21 protein-coding genes are annotated in these 22,111 nt (G+C 53.8%); 10 read left to right on the top strand and 11 right to left on the bottom strand.

From position 1 onward, the window contains the following. Positions 1 to 45: 45 nt before the first annotated feature. Complete coding sequence (gene clpA / locus ACG2XO_RS01235; RefSeq protein WP_410499030.1) at positions 46 to 2,313, bottom strand: ATP-dependent Clp protease ATP-binding subunit ClpA; 2,268 nt, start codon at positions 2,311 to 2,313, stop codon at positions 46 to 48. Position 2,314: 1 nt separating this feature from the next. Then, positions 2,315 to 2,623, bottom strand: coding sequence for an ATP-dependent Clp protease adapter ClpS (clpS, locus tag ACG2XO_RS01230; protein ID WP_410499029.1), 309 nt, complete (start codon positions 2,621 to 2,623; stop codon positions 2,315 to 2,317). Positions 2,624 to 2,863: 240 nt separating this feature from the next. Between clpS and ACG2XO_RS01225 the strand changes: the two genes are divergently transcribed. Next, on the top strand, positions 2,864 to 3,067 hold the full coding sequence (locus ACG2XO_RS01225) for a cold-shock protein (protein ID WP_157669486.1): 204 nt from the start codon (positions 2,864 to 2,866) through the stop codon (positions 3,065 to 3,067). Between the two features lie 134 nt (positions 3,068 to 3,201). Here ACG2XO_RS01225 and icd read toward each other — a convergent pair whose 3' ends face one another. Then, positions 3,202 to 4,425, bottom strand: a complete 1,224-nt coding sequence (gene icd, locus ACG2XO_RS01220; RefSeq protein WP_410499028.1) for an NADP-dependent isocitrate dehydrogenase — start codon at positions 4,423 to 4,425, stop codon at positions 3,202 to 3,204. Positions 4,426 to 4,553: 128 nt separating this feature from the next. Here icd and ACG2XO_RS01215 point away from each other — a divergent pair, with 128 nt between their 5' ends. Next, on the top strand, positions 4,554 to 5,183 hold the full coding sequence (locus ACG2XO_RS01215) for a pseudouridine synthase (RefSeq protein ID WP_410499027.1): 630 nt from the start codon (positions 4,554 to 4,556) through the stop codon (positions 5,181 to 5,183). A 48-nt stretch (positions 5,184 to 5,231) separates the two neighbouring features. After that, the gene (gene thpR, locus ACG2XO_RS01210) at positions 5,232 to 5,750 is read left to right on the top strand and encodes an RNA 2',3'-cyclic phosphodiesterase (RefSeq protein WP_410499026.1); all 519 of its coding nucleotides are present in this window, start codon (positions 5,232 to 5,234) and stop codon (positions 5,748 to 5,750) included. Positions 5,751 to 5,761: 11 nt separating this feature from the next. On the opposite strand, the gene ACG2XO_RS01205 is transcribed toward thpR, so the two are convergent. Then, entirely contained in the window at positions 5,762 to 6,496 is a 735-nt protein-coding gene (locus ACG2XO_RS01205) for a CHAD domain-containing protein (protein ID WP_410499025.1), read from the bottom strand. A gap of 110 nt (positions 6,497 to 6,606) precedes the next feature. Here ACG2XO_RS01205 and ACG2XO_RS01200 point away from each other — a divergent pair, with 110 nt between their 5' ends. Next, a complete protein-coding gene (locus ACG2XO_RS01200) occupies positions 6,607 to 7,899 on the top strand; it encodes a DEAD/DEAH box helicase (protein ID WP_410499024.1) in 1,293 nt (430 codons plus the stop codon). A 119-nt stretch (positions 7,900 to 8,018) separates the two neighbouring features. Here ACG2XO_RS01200 and ACG2XO_RS01195 read toward each other — a convergent pair whose 3' ends face one another. The 6 genes from ACG2XO_RS01195 to tsaA form a co-directional block, all read right to left on the bottom strand. After that, complete coding sequence (locus tag ACG2XO_RS01195; protein ID WP_410499023.1) at positions 8,019 to 8,777, bottom strand: substrate-binding periplasmic protein; 759 nt, start codon at positions 8,775 to 8,777, stop codon at positions 8,019 to 8,021. Between the two features lie 138 nt (positions 8,778 to 8,915). After that, complete coding sequence (locus ACG2XO_RS01190) at positions 8,916 to 9,611, bottom strand: substrate-binding periplasmic protein (RefSeq protein ID WP_410499022.1); 696 nt, start codon at positions 9,609 to 9,611, stop codon at positions 8,916 to 8,918. Between the two features lie 97 nt (positions 9,612 to 9,708). After that, complete coding sequence (recG, locus tag ACG2XO_RS01185) at positions 9,709 to 11,730, bottom strand: ATP-dependent DNA helicase RecG (RefSeq protein ID WP_410500216.1); 2,022 nt, start codon at positions 11,728 to 11,730, stop codon at positions 9,709 to 9,711. Positions 11,731 to 12,048: 318 nt separating this feature from the next. Then, positions 12,049 to 12,546: a YaiI/YqxD family protein gene (locus ACG2XO_RS01180; protein WP_410499021.1), complete on the bottom strand. Its 498-nt coding sequence runs from the start codon at positions 12,544 to 12,546 to the stop codon at positions 12,049 to 12,051. A gap of 6 nt (positions 12,547 to 12,552) precedes the next feature. Next, positions 12,553 to 13,434: a patatin-like phospholipase family protein gene (locus tag ACG2XO_RS01175; protein ID WP_410499020.1), complete on the bottom strand. Its 882-nt coding sequence runs from the start codon at positions 13,432 to 13,434 to the stop codon at positions 12,553 to 12,555. A 2-nt stretch (positions 13,435 to 13,436) separates the two neighbouring features. Next, entirely contained in the window at positions 13,437 to 14,147 is a 711-nt protein-coding gene (gene tsaA / locus ACG2XO_RS01170) for a tRNA (N6-threonylcarbamoyladenosine(37)-N6)-methyltransferase TrmO (RefSeq protein WP_410499019.1), read from the bottom strand. 386 nt (positions 14,148 to 14,533) lie between these two features. Between tsaA and argJ the strand changes: the two genes are divergently transcribed. The 6 genes from argJ to ACG2XO_RS01140 all read left to right on the top strand — a co-directional run bounded on the left by argJ (position 14,534) and on the right by ACG2XO_RS01140 (position 20,459). Then, positions 14,534 to 15,775 carry a bifunctional glutamate N-acetyltransferase/amino-acid acetyltransferase ArgJ gene (argJ, locus tag ACG2XO_RS01165; RefSeq protein ID WP_410499018.1) on the top strand — a complete coding sequence of 414 codons (1,242 nt, stop codon included), beginning with the start codon at positions 14,534 to 14,536 and terminating at the stop codon, positions 15,773 to 15,775. Positions 15,776 to 16,041: 266 nt separating this feature from the next. Further along, the gene (locus tag ACG2XO_RS01160) at positions 16,042 to 17,073 is read left to right on the top strand and encodes a tetratricopeptide repeat protein (RefSeq protein WP_410499017.1); all 1,032 of its coding nucleotides are present in this window, start codon (positions 16,042 to 16,044) and stop codon (positions 17,071 to 17,073) included. Between the two features lie 513 nt (positions 17,074 to 17,586). Further along, the gene (locus ACG2XO_RS01155; RefSeq protein ID WP_410499016.1) at positions 17,587 to 18,072 is read left to right on the top strand and encodes an NUDIX hydrolase; all 486 of its coding nucleotides are present in this window, start codon (positions 17,587 to 17,589) and stop codon (positions 18,070 to 18,072) included. Further along, entirely contained in the window at positions 18,065 to 19,132 is a 1,068-nt protein-coding gene (mnmA, locus tag ACG2XO_RS01150; protein WP_410499015.1) for a tRNA 2-thiouridine(34) synthase MnmA, read from the top strand. Before ACG2XO_RS01155 ends, mnmA begins: the two co-directional genes overlap by 8 nt. 93 nt (positions 19,133 to 19,225) lie before the next feature. Then, positions 19,226 to 19,420 (top strand): hypothetical protein, encoded by a 195-nt coding sequence (locus tag ACG2XO_RS01145; protein WP_410499014.1) that lies wholly within the window; start codon positions 19,226 to 19,228, stop codon positions 19,418 to 19,420. A gap of 328 nt (positions 19,421 to 19,748) precedes the next feature. Beyond that, the gene (locus ACG2XO_RS01140; protein WP_410499013.1) at positions 19,749 to 20,459 is read left to right on the top strand and encodes a GIY-YIG nuclease family protein; all 711 of its coding nucleotides are present in this window, start codon (positions 19,749 to 19,751) and stop codon (positions 20,457 to 20,459) included. A 93-nt stretch (positions 20,460 to 20,552) separates the two neighbouring features. On the opposite strand, the gene ACG2XO_RS01135 is transcribed toward ACG2XO_RS01140, so the two are convergent. Next, complete coding sequence (locus tag ACG2XO_RS01135; RefSeq protein ID WP_410499012.1) at positions 20,553 to 22,007, bottom strand: YdgA family protein; 1,455 nt, start codon at positions 22,005 to 22,007, stop codon at positions 20,553 to 20,555. Positions 22,008 to 22,111 lie beyond the last annotated feature (104 nt).

Genomic DNA, 22,111 nt, shown 5'->3' with positions numbered 1-22,111 from the left:
TAAAAATAAAACCCGCCGTAGCGGGTTTTATACTGTGGAGGGGTATCAGGCAGGGATTGTTTCTTTCTCTGGTATTTCAAGCAATACCTTGCCTGCATCATCAATGTCGATGACCACCTCGCCGCCGCTGACTAGACGACCGAACAGCAATTCATCTGCAAGTGCCTTGCGTATCGTATCCTGAATCAACCGTGCCATCGGCCGTGCTCCCATTTGTGGGTCAAAACCATGTTTGGCCAGATAATCTTTCAGCGCGTCGGTAAAGTGGGCTTCAACTTTCTTGTCATGCAATTGGGCTTCCAATTGCATCAGGAATTTATCGACCACTTGCAGGATAATCTCGTGCGTGAGCGGTGCAAACGGGATGATCGCATCAATCCGGTTACGGAATTCGGGCGTGAACAGGCGTTTGATTTCCTGCATTTCATCGCCAGCTTCTTTCTTGGCGGTAAAACCGATCACCGACTTGTTCAGCATTTCCGCCCCCGCATTGGTCGTCATGATGATGACGACGTTGCGGAAATCGGCTTTGCGGCCATTGTTGTCGGTCAGCGTGCCATGATCCATGACCTGCAACAGTACGTTGTAGATATCAGGGTGCGCTTTCTCGATTTCATCGAGCAAGACGACGGCATATGGATGTTTATTGATCGCTTCGGTGAGTAAACCGCCTTGCTCGAAACCGACGTATCCCGGAGGCGCGCCAATCAGGCGGCTGACCGCATGACGCTCCATATACTCGGACATATCAAAGCGGATCAGCTCGATTCCCATTGTGTACGCGAGCTGGCGAGCGACTTCGGTTTTGCCGACGCCGGTCGGGCCGCTAAACAGGAAGGAGCCAATCGGTTTTTGCGGATTGCCCAAACCGGCGCGTGCCATTTTGATTGAAGTGGCCAGCACCTCGATGGCTTTTTCCTGGCCGAAAACGACGTTTTTCAAATCGCGCTCAAGTGTTTTGAGCGTGTTTTTATCGTCGCTTGAGACCGATTTGGGTGGGATGCGCGCGATCTTGGCGATGATGTCTTCGATCTCGCCTTTACCAATCGTTTTTTTCTGTTTCGAGCGTGGCAGGATTTTTTGTGCCGCACCGGCTTCGTCGATGACATCAATCGCCTTGTCGGGCAGATGGCGATCATTGATAAATTTGGCCGAGAGCTCGACCGCCGTTACCAGCGCAGATTGCGTATATTTTACGCCGTGATGCGCCTCGAATTTGTCTTTTAGCCCTTTCAGGATTTCGATAGTTTGCTCGATAGTCGGCTCAACAATATCGATTTTCTGGAAGCGCCGTGACAGCGCATTGTCTTTTTCGAAAATGCCGCGATATTCGGTGTACGTGGTCGCGCCTATGCATTTGAGCGTGCCGTTCGACAGCGCTGGTTTGAGCAGGTTGGACGCATCCAGCGTGCCGCCTGATGCTGCACCAGCGCCGACAAGCGTATGAATTTCGTCAATGAATAGAATCGCATTGCGCTCTTCGCCCAGTTGTTTGATCACGGCTTTGAGGCGTTGCTCGAAATCACCGCGGTATTTGGTGCCAGCGAGCAGTGCGCCCATATCGAGTGTGTAAACGGTTGCGTCGGACAGCACGTCCGGTACGTCGCCTTCGACAATCTTGCGCGCCAAACCGTCCGCAATCGCTGTTTTGCCGACGCCGGCTTCGCCGACCAGCAGCGGGTTGTTTTTACGGCGGCGGCATAGCGTTTGGATGACGCGCTCCAGCTCATGATCACGGCCAATCAGCGGGTCAATTTTTCCGGCTAGCGCCTGCTGGTTCATGTTCTGGGTATAGTTTTCCAGTGCGCCACCGGCGCTGCTTTCGCCATCACTGTCGTCCGATGGTTCGTTCTTCGGTGCGGACTGTGGCGCACTACTGGCACTTTTACTGATGCCGTGCGCGATGAAATTGACGACATCGAGCCGGGTAATGCCCTGTTGATGCAGGAAATACACCGCATGACTGTCTTTCTCGCCAAAAATGGCTACCAGCACATTCGCTCCAGTGACTTCTTTTTTGCCGGATGATTGCACGTGCAGAATGGCGCGTTGAATCACGCGCTGAAATCCAATCGTCGGCTGGGTTTCCACTTCACTGGTACCGGATACAACCGGAGTGTGTTCGGTGACAAAATCACCGAGCTGGCGGCGTAGTTCGTCCATATTGGCGCCGCAGGCTTTCATGACTTCGATGGCCGAAGGGTTATCAAGCAGGGCGAGTAAGAGGTGCTCGACCGTGATGTATTCATGACGCTTTTGTCGTGCGTCCATGAACGCCATATGCAGGCTGACTTCGAGTTCTTGGGCGATCATTTTATTTCACCTCCATGATGCATTGGAGCGGGTGCTGATGCGCCCGCGCGTGCTGAGTAACCTCGGCGACCTTGGTGGCCGCAATATCCTTGGGGTAGCTCCCGCAGATGCCGCGACCTTCGTGGTGCACCTTCAGCATGATTTGTGTTGCCTGCTCTGTTGCTAGTCCGAAAAATTGCTGCAACACGTCGATGACGAAGTCCATTGGGGTGAAATCATCATTAAGTAATACAACCTGCCACATGGGCGGAGGGGCGGTACGAACGTCTGCTTGTTTTAATTCGGTATCAAATTGGTGCGTTAATGCCATTATGTTTTGACCTGCTGTGTCTCTTCTATTTTGGCTCTAAGTCATGTTTTTTCAAGCGTGATTGAGATGACACACTGTGAATTGTTAAAGATTGTTCCACTTGACCGTCTAGGTTGTTCTGGCGTAAAAAGTAATGCAAGTTTGATGGAAGATTTCTGTCTAACTAAGTCTTGGTTTCAGCATTGAATTGTTGGCCAGAATTTCATGAATATTTAATTTAGTTTGCAGGATTATTTCGACATGGCATTAGGTACAGTTAAGTGGTTCAACGATTCTAAGGGTTTTGGCTTTATCACTCCAGACGAAGGTGGTGATGATTTGTTCGCGCACTTTTCTGCGATCAATATGCCAGGTTTCAAAACTTTGAAAGAAGGTCAGCGCGTATCGTTCGAGTTGACCCAAGGTCAGAAAGGGATGCAAGCTGGTAATATCCAGACTGCTTGATTTTTAAGCGTTCCCAGACCCGCTGCTGAAGCTGCGGGTTTTTTATTGCCTGTTACTTGAGTATATCGGTGCAATTTGTAAGAAATAAAAAAACCCCGCCAGGCGGGGTTTTTTATTGATCAGCGGATGTTCGATTACATGCGCTCGATCATGGCTTTGCCGAAGGCCGAGCAAGAAACTTCTTGTGCGTCGTCCATCAGGCGGGCGAAGTCGTAAGTCACGATCTTGTCCTGAATTGCTTTGCCCATAGCTTCGATGATCTTGTCAGCGGCTTCAGTCCAGCCCATGTGACGCAACATCATTTCAGCCGACAGAATGATAGAGCCCGGGTTCACTTTGTCTTGGCCCGCGTATTTCGGCGCAGTACCGTGCGTTGCTTCAAAGCACGCTACGTTGTCAGACAAGTTCGCGCCAGGAGCGATACCGATACCGCCTACTTCAGCTGCCAAAGCGTCAGAAATGTAGTCGCCGTTCAGGTTCAGTGTTGCGATTACATCGTAGTCAGCTGGACGCAACAGGATCTGTTGCAGGAACGCGTCAGCAATCACGTCTTTGATCACGATGCCGTTAGGCAATTGCAACCATGGGCCGCCGTCGATCTCAACGCCGCCGAATTCGTTTTTCGCCAGCTCGTAGCCCCAAGTGCGGAACATACCTTCGGTGAACTTCATGATGTTACCTTTGTGAACCAAGGTAACGCTCTTACGGTTGTTGTCGATCGCATATTGAATTGCTTTGCGAACCAGACGCTCAGTACCTTCTTTAGATACTGGCTTGATACCGATAGAAGAAGACTCAGGGAAGCGAATCTTGTTCACGCCCATTTCTTTTTGCAGGAATTCGATAACTTTTTTCGCGCCTTCAGAATTGGCATCCCACTCGATACCGGCGTAGATGTCTTCAGTGTTTTCACGGAAGATCGTCATGTCAACGCGTTCTGGGTGTTTTACTGGTGAAGGAACGCCTTGGAAATAACGCACTGGACGCAGACAAACGTACAGGTCCAGGTTTTGACGCAGCGCTACGTTCAATGAACGGATACCGCCGCCAACTGGCGTCGCTAATGGGCCTTTGATCGATACAACGTATTCTTTCAATGCATCGAGGGTTTCTTGTGGCAGGTAAGAACCGTCCGGGTACAATTTAGACGCTTTCTCGCCGCAGTAGATTTCCATCCAGTGGATTTTACGTGCGTCGCCGTAACATTTTTTCACAGCCGCATCGACGACGTCGATCATTACTGGTGTGATATCTACACCAATGCCATCACCTTCGATAAACGGGATAATCGGATTATCTGGCGTCGCGAGGTTAGGAACGATTTTCGTGCCGCCCTGAGGTACTTTGATCAGACTCATCGTGCTATTTCCTGTGAATTACTTCATTGATAATGTTCTGCCCGACTTTATATTTGATTTTTTCAAGCCAAGCAGAAAAAACGCACTATTATCACAGGTTTGACGCATCTCTGCCAAGTCCGTTCGCCATGCCACAGCTTATCCTGTTGAATAAACCCTACGGTGTAATTTGCCAATTCACGCCCAGCCTGCCGCACCAATGTCTGGCCGATTACGTATCAATTAAAGATGTGTACGCCGCCGGGAGGCTCGATACCGATTCGGAAGGGCTGTTATTGCTCACTGGCAATGGCGCGCTGATTCACCGGATTACCGATCCGAAACACAAGTTGCCCAAAATCTACTGGGTGCAGGTCGAAGGCATTCCCGACGAAGCAGCCCTGCAGGCTTTACGTGCAGGCGGGCTGGATCTGGGCGATTTTAAAACCCAGCCTGCGGGCGCACGAATTATCGAGCAGCCAGCCATCGTCTGGCCGCGTGTGCCGCCGATACGCGAGCGCGCCAATATTCCGACGACGTGGCTGGAAATTACCATTTCCGAGGGCAAAAACCGGCAGGTGCGACGAATGACGGCCAAGGTTGGGTATCCGACTCTACGCCTTATTCGCTATGCTATAGGTGGCTATACCCTGGATGGTATCGCTTTGGGGAAGTATAAATTGCTCAATGTCGCCGCGCCCGGTGCGCCGCGCCACGACGTTGAAAAAGCGACCCGGCCGAAACAGCGTGGCCGACGCGGACCGAATAAAGTACGCTAGACTGTGTTTTGCTTGGATCCCGTTCGGAGGCTGATACTGTGTTGCGCAATGATGCCGACTGAAGAGCGCTTATTCATTGCCGTTCCGCTCAGTGATACGCAACGACAGCTCATCATTCCGCTGCGTGATGAGCTGCAGCACACGCTGGGTGGACGAGCGATCCCTGCTGCCAATTTTCACCTCACGCTGGCCTTTCTTGGCATGACGCCAGTGACGCACATTCCCCGGTTGCTGGCCTTGCTGCAAAGGCAGGCATGGATCGAGCAGGAGATGTTGCTGGATCGGATCGGCAGTTTCGGTCGTGCGCCGCACGGCATCGTCTGGCTGGGCAGCAGCTTGATTTCAACGCGGCTTGACGAGTGGGTTGCAGAGTGCCGTGGCACATTGCGATCAGCCGGTTTTACGCCAGATCCACGGCCTTTTTGCCTGCATCTGACCCTGCTGCGCCATTCCCGGATGTATCAACGCAAATTGACGCCACCATTGTCACTGTCGCTGGCTGCGCCACGACTTTATGCCTCATTGAGCAACTCGGAAGGTTCGTACTATTTACCGCTGTCACCCTGAGTGGTATGCAGCTAACTGAGTCGGCACAGTAAGTGCCGCTGGGCTTCGGCTTGCGCCAGCAACGGTGCAAAATCGATGTGCTGGTAGCGACTCAGGTTTTGCGCATCGTGCAACTCGCCCAGCACCTGCTGCGCAGCTTTGAGTCGCTTGAGTATCGCGCGATCAGGTGCTGCGAGCGCAAATTCGTGCAGATAGCGCAATCGTTTTATGCAAATGCGTAGCTGATGCCAGGCTAGCAGCGCCTTGTCAGTCGGTGCTGAGGCCTTGAAATCCTGATGTTGCAAGGCCAGATCGAGCCGCTTCTGCAGCTTCAATATCTGCCGCCACGGTGTGACGCCATTTTTGCCAGCGTGTTGCAGGCGCTGTTTCACCAGATAAGCCGCCGTAGTGGTCAGCACCTCGAAATCGCCGCTGGCAAATCGCTGGTGCAAAATGGCGTAATGGTTGATCAATTCTTGCCGGAGCGCCTCAGTGGCGGGATGCTCACCCAGTGTTGCAAGCAATACTTCCAGATCCCGCGCCGGATTACTGCTTTGTGCCAGTGATTTGAATGCTCGCAAGACCGTTTGCTCGAGCTTGGCGCGGCGGGAAAACACCAGCGGTAAAATGGTGCGCAAGATGCGCAAATGTACGCGAATGTCGTGCAATGCCTCTTCATCATTGCCCGCCAGAAATCGCTGGCGAGCATTTTCCAGTTCTTCCAGAACCTGGAAGCATTGATTTGCAATGCGGTGGCGAATACTCATGGCGTTAGCGGGGTGTTGAGGTTATTTTATTGTAGGCCGTCTCGCAGATCGTTACCCGGCTTGGGGCTGCAATGCAGTAAACTGCCCGCTCATGTTTACTGGTTTTGTATATGTCATTTGCCGCTCTGGGTTTATCCGATCAACTCGTTCGAGCCACACTTGAACACGGGTTTTCAACGCCAACGACTATCCAGCAAGCCGCGATACCGGCAATTGTTGCAGGTAGTGATGTGCTCGCTTGCGCGCAAACCGGCTCGGGTAAAACGGCAGCGTTTGTGCTGCCGCTGCTGCAGAAATATCAGCAATATCGTGCGCACCTTAATACGCTTGACTCCGATTTACGTCCCAAACACAAACACGTACAAACGCTGATTCTGGTGCCGACGCGCGAGCTGGCCGTGCAGGTGGCCGAGACGATTCGTGACCTGAGCAAACGCCTGCCCGACAAACCCAAACTCGCCTGTGTTTACGGCGGTGTATCGATTAACCCGCAAATGATGGTTTTACGCGGCGGCGCCGATATCGTCGTGGCGACGCCGGGGCGCTTGCTTGATTTGCTCGCGCAAAATGCGTTGAAAATCAACGCGGTTCAGCAGCTGGTGCTCGACGAAGCCGACCGGCTGTTTGATCTGGGCTTTAGCGACGAGCTAAATCGGATTCTGGCTTTGCTGCCGCTGGAGCGGCAAAACCTGTTTTTCTCGGCGACGTTTGCACCAGCGGTGCAAGAGCTGGCCGAAAAATTATTGCGCGACCCGACACGAATTGAAATCGAAGCCACGCCCGTCGCTGTACCCGACATCTGGCAGCGCGCGATTGAAGTCGATGAAGCCGCGCGGACGATGTTGCTGCGGCATTTATTGAAAGAGCGCGGCTGGCAGCGCGTGCTGGTGTTTGTCGCGACACAATACGCCGCCGAGCATGTGGCCAAAAAACTCAAACGCGCTGGGGTCAAGGCAGAAGCTTTTCACGGCAGCTTCGAGCAGGGCAAGCGCAGCCAGGTGATCAGCGACATCAAGGCGTCGCGAATCCAGGTCGTCGTGGCGACCGATCTGGCTGCGCGCGGCATTGATATTGCCCAGTTGCCCGCCGTGGTGAATTACGATTTGCCGCGTTCTAGCACCGATTACACGCACCGCATTGGCCGTACCGGTCGGGCAGGAGAGCGGGGCGAAGCGGTGAGTTTTGTCAGTGCCGATTTTGCCGCGCATTTCAAAGTGATTGAAAAACAGCTTGGTCTCAAACTGGAGCGCGAACGGATCGCAGGTTTTGAACCCAAAGATGATTTTTCGGTTAAACCCGTTGCTCAGGTCTCCGAGACGAATGGCGGAATCAAGGGCAAACGTAAAAGCAAAAAAGACAAGCTGCGCGAGGCGGCAGCCCAGGCTGAAGCGAAAAAAGCTTAGGGTCTGCTGGGCTTGCCCAATGCGTTCTATCTATACAGTGTTGACTCTTATGGGTATGTCTTTTTGTGGCAATTTGGGCATTGCTTGCAATGGAATACAGGTGGGGAGTATTTGTGCGGCTATTTGTCTGGCAAGGCGAGCTGATTGCTATAGCGTGCCTCAAGCTGCCTGAGGGTATTGTCGGAACGCATTTGATTGAGTGTGCTACTGAGCTGTTTGATCAAGCGCGGTTCGGTCGCTGGGCTGCAGCCGAGATATAGATCGACTTGATTAAACGCCAGCAAAGGCTGCAAGAGATGCGGATCGATTTTCATTCTTCTAGCAATTTGCCTAGCGGCAAAAACACTGGCCGGATACAGGTCAATCCGCCCTGCGAGCAGCTTTTTGACGTTTTGCTCTTCGCTATTGGCGTAATCAATTTTGAAACCCTGCTGCTCAAGCAGAATCGCATTCGCACCCTGACGTAAATCACCGACGCGCAGCTTGCGCGCATCATCGAGCGTTTTGACTTGCAAGTTGCGTCCGCGCAGCCCGAAAAATACGCCCTGAATGCTGGCAATCGGACCGACCCAGACATAACGCGCTTCCCGCTCGGCAATGCGTCCCAGTGTGTAGACGCAATGATTCGGGCTAGAAGCTGCAGTTTGCAGTGCGCGTGCCCAGGGAAAGTTGTACTGGTTGGCGCTAATCGCGCTGCGTTTGAGCATTTCATTGACGATATCGACCGCCAGCCCCGTGGGTTGCTCTTCGATAAAACTATTAAAAGGCGGGTTGTCGCCCACCATTAGCGTTAAATCAGTCGCAACGCTGGACGATGCGACGAGACCGGCCAGTAGCGCGGGCAGCAGGTGTAATCGCGAAGAAGCGCAGAGTTTCATGTTGAAGGCCTGTTTCGTGCTTGTTTGGCAAGTCGATGGGTTGCGAAAGCTCTTCAGCTCACTATGCATCAGGCTGGCAGTGAAGGCCAACGAGCAGTGTGAAGCGTGACTGCTGGCGCGGCAAAATTGCCGGCATCATTAACGAGTGTATTGATCGATGATGGCCTCAAGTTGCTTGCTGCTATGCAGTTGCTCTATGGCCTGTTTGATTTGCGCTACGGGTAAACCGGGCTTGTCGGCGAGCAGACACAAGGTTTCCTGCGTATCCAGTGTTTGGGTAATCGTCAGCCTTTGATTGACAGGCAAGGTGCGATTAAATGCTTCGACTGAGAGACGATTGGCGACGCTCAGCGGTAGCTTGCCATTTCTTGTTTGCTTTAACAGCACGTCCAGTCTGGGCGAGTCTAGCCGTTGTATATTGCCGTGTTTGAAATAGTCATCCAGCGCTGGGTATTGATAACCGAAAATCGTCCCTAAAACGAGGTGGTCGACCTCAGCCAATACCAGTGGCTTGACCGGACGGTTGGGGGGCTGGATGAAAACACTTTCTTGCCGCATGAACAGACCGCTCCAGCGTTCCGGCGGATATTCGCGGCTGAGCCATTTGGGGTGGAGATGGCAAACCATATCGGTCTGATGCTGGTCGAGCATTTGCATCAGACGCTTGCGCGGCAACACCTGCCATTTGACTTTTAGCTGGACATTTTTGGCAATCTGCTCAATGGCGTCGTAAACCACGCCAGCAACGGGCTGTTCGCCCTGATAAATGACATGGGGGGCGACCCAGCTGGCATCGAGCCCGACCCGCAAAACCGGCTCATTGCTGTGCGCCATGTGTGCCCAGCATAAAAGACCCAGTGCAAAGCGCCCTATTTTCACCGCGCATCTCCATGGAGTTGGAGCTGTTACTGTAGGTTAAAATGGATTGTAATCAAACCTTTAGAAGGGCTTCGCGCCCCGGTAGCCAGCGATCCAGGTGCGGCAGCGCCAGTTGCGGATTGTGCGCCAGAATTTGCTCCGCGGTTTCGCGCGCGATTTCGAGCAAGTCGGCGTCGGCTTCCAGATCGGCAAAGCGCAGCATCGGCACGCCCGATTGCTTGACGCCCGCCAGCTCGCCGGGGCCGCGAATCTGCAAATCTTGCCGCGCAATTTCAAAGCCATCGGTGTGCTCGTAAATGACCTTGAGCCGCGCTTTGGCGGTGTCGCCGAGCGGGCCGGTGTAGAGCAAAATGCACAAGCTCGCATGCGCGCCACGCCCCACGCGGCCGCGCAACTGGTGTAATTGCGACAAGCCCATGCGCTCGGCGTGCTCGATCACCATCAGGCTGGCGTTCGGCACATCGACACCGACTTCGATTACCGTTGTTGCGACCAAGACCTGAATTTCGTTGCGTGAAAACGCCGCCATTGTCGCGGCTTTTTCATCGGCTTTCATTCGGCCATGCAAGAGTCCAACGCTGATTCCTTCCAGTTCTTCCGATAGTTGCGCATGTGTATCGACCGCGGTTTGCAATTGCAGCGTTTCCGACTCCTCGATCAGCGGGCACACCCAATATACCTGCCGACCTTCCTGCACCTTGGCTGCGATGCGCTCGATAATTTCGTCGCGCCGCGCGTCCGAAATCAGTTTGGTGACAATCGGCGTGCGGCCCGGCGGCAATTCGTCGATCACGCTGACGTCCAGATCGGCGTAAAAACTCATCGCCAGCGTGCGCGGAATCGGCGTCGCCGACATCATCAACTGATGCGGGCTGCCGCCTTTTTCGCGCAGGGCCAGCCGTTGCGCAACACCAAAGCGATGCTGTTCATCGACAATCGCCAGCCCCAGATTTTTGAGCTCAACGCTGGCCTGAAAAATCGCGTGCGTGCCGACCAATAGCTGTGCGCTGCCGTCGGCTGCTGCGGCGAGCGCTTCGCGTTTTTCTTTGCTCTTTAAGCTGCCCGCCAGCCAGATGACCTTGATGCCCAGCGGCGTCAGCCATTGAGTGAGTTTCTGATAATGCTGCTCGGCCAGAATCTCGGTCGGTGCGAGCATCGCGACCTGAAAACCAGCTTCAATCGCGTGGCAGGCGGCCACCGCCGCAACGATGGTTTTACCTGCGCCAACGTCGCCTTGCAGCAAGCGCTGCATCGGGTGTTTTTGCTTCAGATCGTGGGTAATTTCGAGCAAGACCCGCTTTTGCGCGCCAGTCAGGCCAAAAGGCAGGCCGCCAACGAGTTGCGCGGCCAATCGGCCTTCCGGTGCAATTTTTGGCGCAGTGCGTTCGCGCCGCACCGCGCGTGCGAGGCGTAGTGACAATTGCTGCGCGAGTAGTTCGTCAAACTTCAAACGCTGCCAAGCCGGGTGAGTTCGGGCAGTCAGCAAAATCTGCGGAATTTCGGGAGTCGGGTTGTGCAGCAGTTTTACGCTGTTCGCAAAGTCGGGAAGATTGATTTCATCAAGCAAAGACGCTGGCAGCGTGTCGGGCTGCGGCTCGGCTTTGAGTGCCTTGGCAATCAAGGTTGCGAGCTGACCTTGCGACAACCCGGCTGTGGTCGGATAAACCGGGCTCAGTGCTTCTTGCAGGCTGACTTCACCGCCGACGCGGATTTTCGGGTGCACCATTTCCGGGCCGAAATAGCCACGGCGGATTTCGCCGTACAGCCGAACGCGTTTGCCGACGGCCAATTGCTGCGCCTGACTCGGATAGAAATTAAGCAGCCGCACCATCACCGAGCCGCTGGCGTCCTTGACGCGCGCGACCAGCTGTTTGCGCGGCTTGTAGTTCACTTCGCACGATAAAACTTCGCCTTCAATCAGCACGCCAGAACCCAACGGCGCATCGGCGATCGCGTACAAATGCGTTTCGTCTTCGTAACGCATAGGCAGGTGCAAGACCAGATCCAGTGGTCGCGAAATGCCGATTTTGGCGAGGCGTTGCTGTAGCGGCGCGGGGAGTTTGGCGAAGTCCATTTTCGTGCTGTGGAACAATCGTTCTGTAATGTTTGGCACTGTAGCGGCAAATGGCGGGCGAGGCAATGAGCCGGTCACAAAACCTGTTTGAACCACAGAGGCACAGAGACACATAAAGCAAGGAGGCTTCGGTTTTCTCCGTGCCTCTGTGTCTCTGTGGTGAAAGACTTTTGCCGTCTTTAGCGTTCCTGATTAGGTACTCAACTCAGCTTGCGACTTAAACAGCTTGTTGTAGGGTCGACTTTAGTCGACTAGCCAAGCAAATTCGTCGACTAAAGTCGACCCTACGGTTGAAGCTGAGATAGCTACCTAATCAGGTTAGCGTTTGATTTTGGCTAAAAATCGGTCGAGCGATTTGCCGAATGCCTGACGGTCGGATTGGTTGAACGGCGCAGGCCCGCCCGATACTTGGCCGCTGCTGCGCAGCTCTTCCATAAAGTCGCGCATATTCAGGCGTTCGCGGATATTTTCGAGGCTGTAAAACTCACCGCGCGGATTGAGTGCGGCGACGCCTTTTTCTACGGTACGCGCCGCCAGCGGAATGTCGGCGGTGATGACCAGATCGCCCGGCTGAGCCTGCTCGACGATCCAGTGATCGGCCTCGTCAAAACCATGCGATACCTGCACGGCGCGGATGACTTTGGACGGCGGAACGCGCAGTAACTGATTGGCGACCAGCACCGTAGGCAGTTGCAATCGCTCGGCAGCGCGAAACAGAATTTCCTTGATCACGACCGGACAGGCATCGGCGTCGACCCAGATATGGGGGAGGCGGGTATCGCTCTCTGAGTTAGATTTTGATTGTTCTAGCGTCATATACCCTTATTTCCTTTCTGCCAGTTTCTTGCGAATCATCGGCAATGCGGCCAGCGCGGCTTTTTCGCCTTCGAGAATTGCGACGTTTTTCTGGTCGAAATCGGCGGCGCCGATTTTGCCGACTTTGGGGGTAATCACGACATCGGCGCGGGCGAGTTCTTGTGCTCCCAGTTTCTGCCCCATGATGACGATGGCCTGATTCATCATGCCCAGTGTGCTGGTTGATGATTTGCCGCTTGCTTTGGCCGAAATATCGACGGCGATGACGAAATTGGCGCCGAGCTCGCGCGCCGCATCGACCGGCACCGGGCTGACAACGCCGCCGTCGACGTATTTGCGATTGGCAATCACAGTCGGCATAAAAATCCCCGGAATGCTGCTCGACGCACGCACCGCCTGACCGACGTTGCCGCGACGAAAAACGACGCGATCACCGTTGTCGAGGTCGGTCGCGACTGCGGCAAACGGTTTGGCGAGTTTTTCAAACGGACGGTTGCCGACGAGCTGATTGACGTAATCCTGCAGTTTTTGCCCTTTGACCAGACCGCCGCCGAGCAGATTCAGATCGCGAATCTGGCTCTCGTCGAGTGCGAAGGCTTTTTCCTGCAGCGCAAACGCGTCCATGCCGCTGGCGTACAGGCTGCCGACGACGCTGCCCGCGCTGGTGCCGGCGACGACATCGACCTTGATGCCGTTGGCTTCGAGCATCTTGATGACGCCGATATGCGCAAAACCCTTGGCTGCGCCGCCGCCGAGCGCCAGGCCAATCCGCGCTGGCGGTGGGGTTTTGACCGGTGCGACTGGCGTTGTCGAGGCCGTCGGGCTGGTGCTGCAGGCGGCGAGGGTGATGGCGCTGATCAGTAGCGCCGCATGGCGAAAATAGTTCATGGTCATTCTGATGCTACCCGTTCAATGAGGTCGAGTGATTCAACAAAAGCGGTTTGCCCGTCGCAGCGCCATTTCACGTCATAGCGATACAGTCGCATACCATAGATACGGTATACGTCGCTAGCATAAGCAGGCCTTGGGTCCTGAGCCAATACCTCGGTAATGAGCTCGCGTAAATGAGCTTCGGGAGCAGTGCTGATTTGCTGTTCGGCCGGCTCGGAAAACACCACCGTCAGTTGTTCTGGCGCACCGGAAACAAAACCGCCGTGCGCGCCGGGCAGACTTTCTACGAAGGGAATATACGGTTTGATGTCGACAATCGGTGTACCGTCAACGAGATCGACGCCGGCAAAACGCAGCGTCACGCCATCGCGGGTATCCACGTCGAGCAGCTCAACCAGCGACAGTCCGAGCGAATTGGGGCGGAATGGGCTGCGGCTGGCAAAAACGCCGACCTTGGCATTGCCCCCCAGACGCGGCGGGCGAACAGTCGGCGACCATTGTCCTGCGACTTCGTGAAAAATGAAACTAAGCCAGACGTGTGAAAATTCACTCAGCCCGCGCACGCTTTCGATGCGGTTATAAGGCGGTAATAGTTTGAGCGTACCAATCGCGTGCGGCGCGAGCCGAGGCTGACGCGGAATGCCGAATTTATCGGCAAACGGCGTGGCAATATGGCCGAGTGGCTGCAAAGTATAGTTTTCTGTATTCACAGCGGCATTGTGCCAAAGTGTGGGGAATTGATATAGCAAACAATTGCCCACGAGCGTGTTTTAAAAGTGCTGCGCCCCGCAGGAAGTACCCTTGGGGTGCGCATCCCGTGATAACGGCTCGGGTGGTGCTCCAACAGTTACGAAGCCTCATGTACAAAACGTACATTCCGCTTGCTGCGCTCCGGCCTCGCCGTTCCGTCTGCACCCGAAGCGGTGTGACGGGCGCTCGCTACTTTTAAAGCACGCTCTTAACGCGATGCTGGGCGATTGTTTCTCGTAGCAAACGCACTGTTTATCTTGGTAAGCCTTAATTCGTCACAGTGCTTGCGATACAATTGCGCTTGTCCGCTGATTTAGCGTTTCTCTATTCTGCTTCTGGAGCCATTATGCCCGTCAATATCGCCCCGCTTGACCCCGCCGCCCTGCATCCTGTTGCCGGTGTTGAAATCGGTATCGCTTCGGCCGGGATTAAAAAAGTCGGGCGCAAAGACGTGACGCTGTTCCGCATTGCGCCGGGTTCAAAAGTCGCTGGTGTGTTTACACTGAACCGCTTTTGCGCGGCGCCGGTGCGGCTCTGCCAGCAATACCTCCTGCAGTATCTGTCTACAGGTCAATCAATCCGTGCTCTGGTGATCAATACCGGTAATGCCAATGCGGGTACAGGCGTCGATGGTCTGCAGCGCGCACAAGCAATTTGCGCCGCAACGGCGGCTGAACTTGGCGTTGAAACCAATCAGGTCTTGCCGTTTTCAACCGGCGTGATTCTGGAGCCGTTGCCATCTGACAAAATCATCGCCGCGCTACCAGAAGCCAAAGCCGATTTTTCGGCGAGTAATTGGGCGCAAGCCGCGAGCAGCATCATGACGACCGACATCGTGCCGAAAGCGTCTAGCGTTCAAGTTCAAATCGGCGGCAAAACGGTAACGGTGACCGGCATCGCCAAAGGCTCGGGGATGATTCACCCGAATATGGCGACGATGCTCGGCTACGTCGCGACCGACGCGGCGATCAGTCAGGATTTGCTGCAAAGCATGTTGAAAAACGCCGCTGATTATTCGTTTAACAGCATCACCGTTGACGGCGATACCAGCACCAACGACAGCTTTATTCTGATTGCGACGGGGCAAGCGGGCAACGCTGAAATCGTTGACGCGAACAGTGCCGACTACGCCGCGCTGTACGCAGCGGTGTTGCAAGTGTCGCAGTTCTTGGCGCAGGCGATTGTGCGTGACGGCGAAGGTGCGACCAAGTTCATCACGATCAACGTCGAAGGCGGCGCAAGCTATGACGAATGCAAGGCCGTTGGCTACGCAATCGGCCGCTCGCCGCTGGTGAAAACGGCGTTCTTCGCGTCTGACCCGAATCTGGGCCGGATTCTGGCGGCGATTGGTTATGCCGGCATTAACGATCTGGACGTCGATAACATCGAAGTGCGTCTGGATGATGTGCTGGTGGCGATCAACGGCGGGCGTAATCCTGAATATCGCGAAGAAATGGGGCAGGCGGTGATGAACAAGGCCGAGATCGCGATTAATATCAATCTCAATCGGGGTAGTCAAAAGGCCACAGTATGGAGTTGCGATTTTTCTTACGACTACGTCAAGATCAATGCCGAATACCGCAGCTGATGAGAATGTTTGATTGATACAAGCAATGTGGGGCGATCTACCTTAATGGGTATATCGCCCTTTTTGTTTGTAAGCGGTACTTGCAGATTAATACCCTGCTGGGTATGTGGTTATTTGCAGGGCGGATTCATTGCGGCCTCAGTCAGCTTTGAAATCCGGCCAAATCGCGCCGGCGTGACCGCTTGTAAGGTTTTTGCTGACAGCTATTGGATTCTTACAAGGCTGGGCATATAGTGACGCATCTCACTGATTTGACCCGAGCCGCAATGACTCTGCCTGCCATTTTGCCTCAGCAACAGGAAACCGTGGAACGCATGTTTCAACTGGTTCAGATTGATCGTTACGAGGCATTCAATTTCTGCGAAGCAGCACTGGCGATGGCGCGCGCCGCACACGATGATGCGGCCTTTGTTGTGGTTGCACTGCAGTATGGTCAGGTGATTGATCAGCATGGTTATCCCGAAGCGAGCATCCAGCGCTTGGCTGAGGCAGCGCAACTGGCGTCCAGTTATCAGGCGCTTTTGGAGCAGGCGCAACTGCTCAATATGATCGGTCGTGCGGTGTATACCCGCGCCGAATACCGACGCGCGATGCAGGCTTGGATCGATTGCCTTGAGTTGGCCGACCAGCTTGGCGAGATCGAATTGTGGGTCTGGGCTCAGTTGGGCATTGCGCAAATTTATGACGCGCTCGGCGATAGCCTGACCGCGACCGCCTTGCTGCAAAAAGCAGAGCCTCGTGTGCGCAGTCTGTCTCGCGGGCATTGTTTGTTTCATATCCTGATGAATCTGGGCGTTAATCTGTTCCGGATCGAACGTTATGACGAGGCGATGCAGGCGTATCAGGAGGCATTGCTGGTGGCGCGAGAGCTGGAGCACCAAAGCGATATCGCTGAAATCCTGTTTCGCATTGCCGAATTGCTGTTGCTGCAGGGCAAGCAGGACGAGTGCCTGGTGCATCTGGACGAAGCAAAGACGTATGCGCTGCAGTCTTGCCATACCTGGACCTTGGCCAATATTTACGGTATCCGCGCCGATGTTTATGCCGCCAGACAACAATTGGCCCGCGCGCTCAAAGAGCTGCAAGCGGCGATTGATTTTGCCGCCGGGTCGGGATCGCGCCATATTCAATTGCGTTTACTGATCAAGCAGGCAAAATGGGCCGAGCAAGTGAAAGATTCTGCGCTGGAGCTCAAGGCCTTGCGCGAGTCCGAGCAGTTACGCCAGAAACTCTGCGAGAGTACGCTCCAGCAATATCTGGCCGAGTTGGGCAATTTGGACGGCTCGCAGCGGGCATAAAAAACGGGGCTTGCGCCCCGTGCTTTTATCTATCATTCAGCCTTTTTGTCCCAGCTACCGAAATGGTTCTGCGTTCTCGAGTGCGAGATTTCTCGCGTCTTCGTGATCCAGTTTGAGAGGGTTTTTAAAGGCCCGGAACAAGTTCATCAACGCATCGTTGACCGTACTCGCTAAGCCTTCCATGAAGTTGAATCGCATGGCGAACTCCTTGAAGGTTTCACTATCTACGTCGCTGATTTTGCTGACAGGTGCTGCCCCTTTCGGGCAGCTCGTTGCAGGAGTGTCGTCTCCTGCCTCGCCGACACATCGGTGCCAGCCTGTTTGCACAACCGTACGTGTCGCCCCGACCCCATGTCGGGGCAACGGATTCACTTTAGCACTGTGCTGAAAAAATAAGCAATGGATATCGTTCGTAAGCCTTGCTGAACCGATAAGCGTCAGTCCAATCACCAGTGTGAACGGGTTTTTTGGGGCGCGATCAGGTAAAATTATCCGATTAATCTGGAAGTCATTATGTGGAAACCCAATACCACCGTTGCCGCCGTGATCGAGCGTGACGGACGCTTTTTGATTGTTGAAGAGCGCATTCAAGGTCAGCTCAAACTCAATCAGCCCGCCGGTCATGTCGATGCCAACGAAGCTATCATCGCCGCCTGCCGGCGCGAAACGCTGGAAGAAACCGCCTACCATTTTGAGCCAAGCGCCTTGGTCGGCATTTATCAGTGGACCGTGCCGGGCACGGATCTGACCTATCTGCGCTATGCCTTTTGTGGTGAGCTAGGCGAGCATGATGCCGAGCGCCAATTGGGGCTGGCCGACGAAGGCATTGAAGCGGCGGTGTGGCTGACGCGTGACGAGCTGGTGGCGCGAAGCGAGCAGCACCGCAGTCCGCTGCTCTTGGCTTGTATTGATGATTATCTGGCGGGGCGACGTTACCCGCTCGACATCATCCGCGATTTTGATGGGAACACTGATTTGAATGGAAAGCTTCATGAGTAGCAAAATTGTAGTTGGCCTCTCCGGCGGCGTTGATTCATCCGTTACCGCACATTTGCTCAAAGAGCAGGGCTATGAAGTGCACGGCGTTTTCATGCAGAACTGGGAAGACGACAATAACGACGAGTATTGCTCGATCAAAGAAGACTCGATGGACGCGATTGCCGTTGCGGATTTGCTCGGCATCGATATTGAGCTGGTCAATTTTGCCACTGAGTATAAAGACCGCGTTTTCAGCCATTTTCTGACCGAATACTCGGCCGGCCGCACGCCGAATCCCGATATTCTGTGCAATAGCGAAATCAAGTTTAAGTCTTTCCTTGAATACGCAATCAAACTCGGCGGCGTCAAACTCGCCACCGGGCATTACGCTAAAACACGTTTGCGGGAAGATGGCCGTACCGAAATGCTGCGTGCAGCGGATCAAAGCAAAGATCAGACTTATTTCCTGTATCGCTTAAGCCAGGAACAAATCTCGCACGCGGTTTTCCCGCTCGGTGATTTGCTCAAATCCGAAGTGCGCGTGATTGCCGAAAAGATTGATTTACCGAATGCGAAGAAAAAAGATTCAACCGGTATCTGCTTTATCGGCGAGCGCCCATTCCGCGAGTTTTTGAATCGCTACCTGCCGAAAAAACCGGGCGCGATGGTCACGCCCGAAGGTAAAGTCATGGGCGAGCATCAGGGCTTGATGTATTACACGCTAGGCCAGCGTCAGGGGCTGGGCATCGGCGGCACCAAAGGCAGCGTCGAGCCGTGGTTTGTTGCAGGCAAGGACATGGAAAAGAACGAGCTGATCGTCGTGCAAGGGCACGATCATCCCTTGCTGCTCAATCCGCTGCTCATCGCCAAAGACTGCTCGTGGATCCTGGGCGAAACGCCAGCGGAAGGTCGCTACACCGCCAAAACCCGCTACCGCCAGCAAGACAGCGCATGCACGTTGACTCACATTGAAGGCGGCGTGCAACTGGTGTTCGACGAGCCGCAGTGGGCGGTGACGCCGGGGCAATCGATGGTCTTGTACAAAGACGAAGTTTGCCTGGGTGGTGGAATTATTCAGTAGGGTATTGCTTTGTGGCTATTGAATAGCCCGGTTTTGGTGGTTATACCCTGCATTTTGAAGATGAAAATAAACTGTTTCGATGAGGACTTTCCAGTGAACAAAACTTGCGTCGCCATCGCCATTTTAAGCCTCGGTCTGGCCGCTTGCGGACAGAAAGACGAGCCGTACACCGGACCAAAAATAGCCGAACCCGCCCGCGCCGCGCTCGACAAAGCCAAAGAGGTGGGCAGTGAAGTGCAGCAGCAGGCGGCAGATCAGCAAAAACAAATCGACGAAGCGACTAAGTAATTGCCAGCTACTTAGTGCATACCTGCCGTGGTATTTTAATGCAGCCAGCTAGAGTATTGTTCCGTGGCGACATACCCATAGGTTATTGGTCTGGGGTTGGGGTGCTAGCGCCGACCTCACCCCGGGGCTTGAAGGTCGCAATACCGCCATGCTGTCTGCGTGGCGGAACACGCATTGAAAATATCGTGCCGCCGGCACACAAAATCATTGAAAATAAGTCACTGGCAGTTGCCGGCCAGAAGTAGAGACTCCACATGGTTGATGCAATTTTTCCGTGGACGTAAGCATAATTGGCATTTCGCCCCATACAGTGAAGGAGTAGTTCCAAATGCCACTTCAACCGATTGAGACAACGACTGGACCGTTGGATTACACGGTATCAAGTCGATTTAGCTACCGATTCTCACGGTATTTGGTGCTTCCACGTATTACGGAAAGCGATGAGTTCAAGAGCGGCCAGCCGTTTCAGTTGTCCCCAATGATTCAGGCAATAACAAATGAATATTTGACGCAAGACGAACAACAGGCAACGTATTTAAGGCCGAACGGAAACCCAGAATCTGTTTTTGACTCCATACGCTGGTACGTTCGGTTCGTTGGCAGGGAGAACAATGTTATCGAGTTTGTTGAGCGTGGTTGGTATCGCATGCCAAGCGGTGAGCCAACGGGACTAGGAAATGAAGATGGAATTGACGAGGAAATTGCGGAAGAAACCGGACCAGCAACAGATGGTTGGATTTATGCCTTCACTTTCCCTGAGCTAATCAAGAACGAACCATTTCCGATCAAGATTGGCATGACCATCCGTGATGTTGAGGAGCGTGTCGCCGACCAATGCAAAGGTTCAGCCATTTTTAGTCCGCCAAAAATTCTTAAGTCTTGGCAAGTGCAAAAAGTATCGCTAACGGAGCGCACTATACAGAATCTACTTAAGCTATCTGGGCAATGGAAGTCTGAGGCGCCGGGCACTGAATGGTTTGTGACCACGCTTGCTGAAATCGAACGCGTTCTCGGCATTGTCCAGAGAGAAACTCGTTGAGTTTTTTCGGTGCAATCCTGGGCCGCTTTGGGTCGAGATCCGCCAAAATAAAACCCGCCATCAGCGGGTTTTATTTTTTCAAACATAAATTATTTACTCAGCCGCAGGCTGATCCCACGGCAGCGGTACGGCAATGTCGTTCAGGATGAACTTGCCGCCTTTCAATGAGGCTTTGGCCGACAGCAGATCGCCGTTGACGCGGATCAGGTTCTGGTCGGCGAGCTTGTTGATCTGGCCTTCGACAAACTGGCTGGCGAGAAAGTCAATGTCGTCGTGATTGACTTGGCCTCCTTCGCTGCTACCGATTCCGCTGAACATATTGCGCGCCTGCCACATCACCAGCGTTTCGACGACTTTGCGTGGTACGGCAAAATCGGCTTGCGCGTCGAGTTTGTTGACCAGATCAACGGGTTTTTCGAGGTCGGCTTCGACAAAGCCTTTCAGACCGACCGAGCCGGAGAAATGGATTTTGCCGTCAGGCAGTTTGACTTCGAGTTTCTTGATTGCAAATTCTGGGTCGTTTTGCAGCAGCGGCAGACCTTGCTCTTTGGCCAGTTTGCCCAGCGCTTCGGTCAGTTGTTCGCGGCTCAGTTTCTGTTTTTGCAGCAGCGTGACTTCGTCGCTGATTTTGGCCAGCGTTTTGCCGTGCAAATGGTTGGCTTGCGCAATCATCACGGCCGGGCCGTAAGGTTTGTCGTTCAGGATGAGTTTGGTCAGATCGATTTGTGCGCTGCCGTTGATGAAGTCGCCTTGCTCGTCAACTTTACCTTGATAAACGAGGTTTTCCAGCTTGAGTTTGAGCGGATTACCTTCGCGCATATCGAAAGCAAACTGCGCGATTTTCGCCGTGTTGCTGCCGATCATGATGCCGTTGATGCCTTTGCTCTGGTTCAGCCGGATGCTCAGCCCTTGCAGCGCAAACGAGCCTTTTTCCTTAGCCTCGCCAGAAAGGCCGGGCACGTCGGCGTTAAACTGCATGCGGTTGAAATCACCACCGTAAGACAATGTAGCGTCCAGTCCCTGCCATTTGGCTTTGACGCCCGACAGTGCTTCTTCGTAATCAAAACTCGGGACGCTGATTTTCATTACGCCATCATCGTTAAACGAAATGCGGTTTTCGATGCTGATCGGTTTTTGTTCGCCGAAAAATTTGGCCAGAAATTTTTCTGTTTCTGCCGAGTATTTGAATTCGGTCGTCACCACGGCTTTGTACGGAATGGGATTCAGCCGGGTGAGCAGTGGCAAGGGGCCGTGCTGGATGTGATTAGTGTAAGTGACTTCAAAAGTCGGCAGCGTTTCGCCTTCTTTTTCAATCAGAAAACGGTATAGCTCGGGGTTGACTTGCAGCGTCGTCACTTCAGTCGAGCTGAGCCAGCCACGCTGATAGCTGTGTGATTTGACAATGAAATAGGGCAGTTTGCTGATCCATTCGTGCTGTTTGAGCATGGTTTTTTCAACGGCTTGCCCAGCATACTGGCTGCCACCCAGATAAGCAGCACCCAGCAGAACAAGGCCTGCTGCGCTGGCGGCGATAACTTTGCGATTCATTGTCAGAACCTTCATTGAATTCATGCGGCTGATTATATCCGATGGATGTCAAAACAGGCGCCCAAAGCGCCTGTTTTTATTGACTTAGGCTCTGCAAGCCAAGC

Origin of the sequence: Chitinibacter sp. S2-10, assembly GCF_046530675.1 — a bacterium.
In the GTDB taxonomy this organism is placed as follows: domain Bacteria; phylum Pseudomonadota; class Gammaproteobacteria; order Burkholderiales; family Chitinibacteraceae; genus Chitinibacter.
The sequence above is the reverse complement of the archived record's forward strand: the minus strand, read 5'-3'. Positions and strand labels throughout refer to the sequence as shown.

Excerpts from the sequence above, each read along its gene's own strand:
- clpA (WP_410499030.1), bottom strand. The coding sequence starts at position 2,313 with ATGATCGCCCAAGAACTCGAAGTCAGCCTGCATATGGCGTTCATGGAC.
- clpS (WP_410499029.1), bottom strand. The coding sequence starts at position 2,623 with ATGGCATTAACGCACCAATTTGATACCGAATTAAAACAAGCAGACGTT.
- ACG2XO_RS01225 (WP_157669486.1), top strand. The coding sequence starts at position 2,864 with ATGGCATTAGGTACAGTTAAGTGGTTCAACGATTCTAAGGGTTTTGGC.
- icd (WP_410499028.1), bottom strand. The coding sequence starts at position 4,425 with ATGAGTCTGATCAAAGTACCTCAGGGCGGCACGAAAATCGTTCCTAAC.
- ACG2XO_RS01215 (WP_410499027.1), top strand. The coding sequence starts at position 4,554 with ATGCCACAGCTTATCCTGTTGAATAAACCCTACGGTGTAATTTGCCAA.
- thpR (WP_410499026.1), top strand. The coding sequence starts at position 5,232 with ATGATGCCGACTGAAGAGCGCTTATTCATTGCCGTTCCGCTCAGTGAT.
- ACG2XO_RS01205 (WP_410499025.1), bottom strand. The coding sequence starts at position 6,496 with ATGAGTATTCGCCACCGCATTGCAAATCAATGCTTCCAGGTTCTGGAA.
- ACG2XO_RS01200 (WP_410499024.1), top strand. The coding sequence starts at position 6,607 with ATGTCATTTGCCGCTCTGGGTTTATCCGATCAACTCGTTCGAGCCACA.
- ACG2XO_RS01195 (WP_410499023.1), bottom strand. The coding sequence starts at position 8,777 with ATGAAACTCTGCGCTTCTTCGCGATTACACCTGCTGCCCGCGCTACTG.
- ACG2XO_RS01190 (WP_410499022.1), bottom strand. The coding sequence starts at position 9,611 with ATGGCGCACAGCAATGAGCCGGTTTTGCGGGTCGGGCTCGATGCCAGC.
- recG (WP_410500216.1), bottom strand. The coding sequence starts at position 11,730 with ATGGACTTCGCCAAACTCCCCGCGCCGCTACAGCAACGCCTCGCCAAA.
- ACG2XO_RS01180 (WP_410499021.1), bottom strand. The coding sequence starts at position 12,546 with ATGACGCTAGAACAATCAAAATCTAACTCAGAGAGCGATACCCGCCTC.
- ACG2XO_RS01175 (WP_410499020.1), bottom strand. The coding sequence starts at position 13,434 with ATGAACTATTTTCGCCATGCGGCGCTACTGATCAGCGCCATCACCCTC.
- argJ (WP_410499018.1), top strand. The coding sequence starts at position 14,534 with ATGCCCGTCAATATCGCCCCGCTTGACCCCGCCGCCCTGCATCCTGTT.
- ACG2XO_RS01160 (WP_410499017.1), top strand. The coding sequence starts at position 16,042 with ATGACTCTGCCTGCCATTTTGCCTCAGCAACAGGAAACCGTGGAACGC.
- ACG2XO_RS01155 (WP_410499016.1), top strand. The coding sequence starts at position 17,587 with ATGTGGAAACCCAATACCACCGTTGCCGCCGTGATCGAGCGTGACGGA.
- mnmA (WP_410499015.1), top strand. The coding sequence starts at position 18,065 with ATGAGTAGCAAAATTGTAGTTGGCCTCTCCGGCGGCGTTGATTCATCC.
- ACG2XO_RS01140 (WP_410499013.1), top strand. The coding sequence starts at position 19,749 with ATGCCACTTCAACCGATTGAGACAACGACTGGACCGTTGGATTACACG.
- ACG2XO_RS01135 (WP_410499012.1), bottom strand. The coding sequence starts at position 22,007 with ATGAATCGCAAAGTTATCGCCGCCAGCGCAGCAGGCCTTGTTCTGCTG.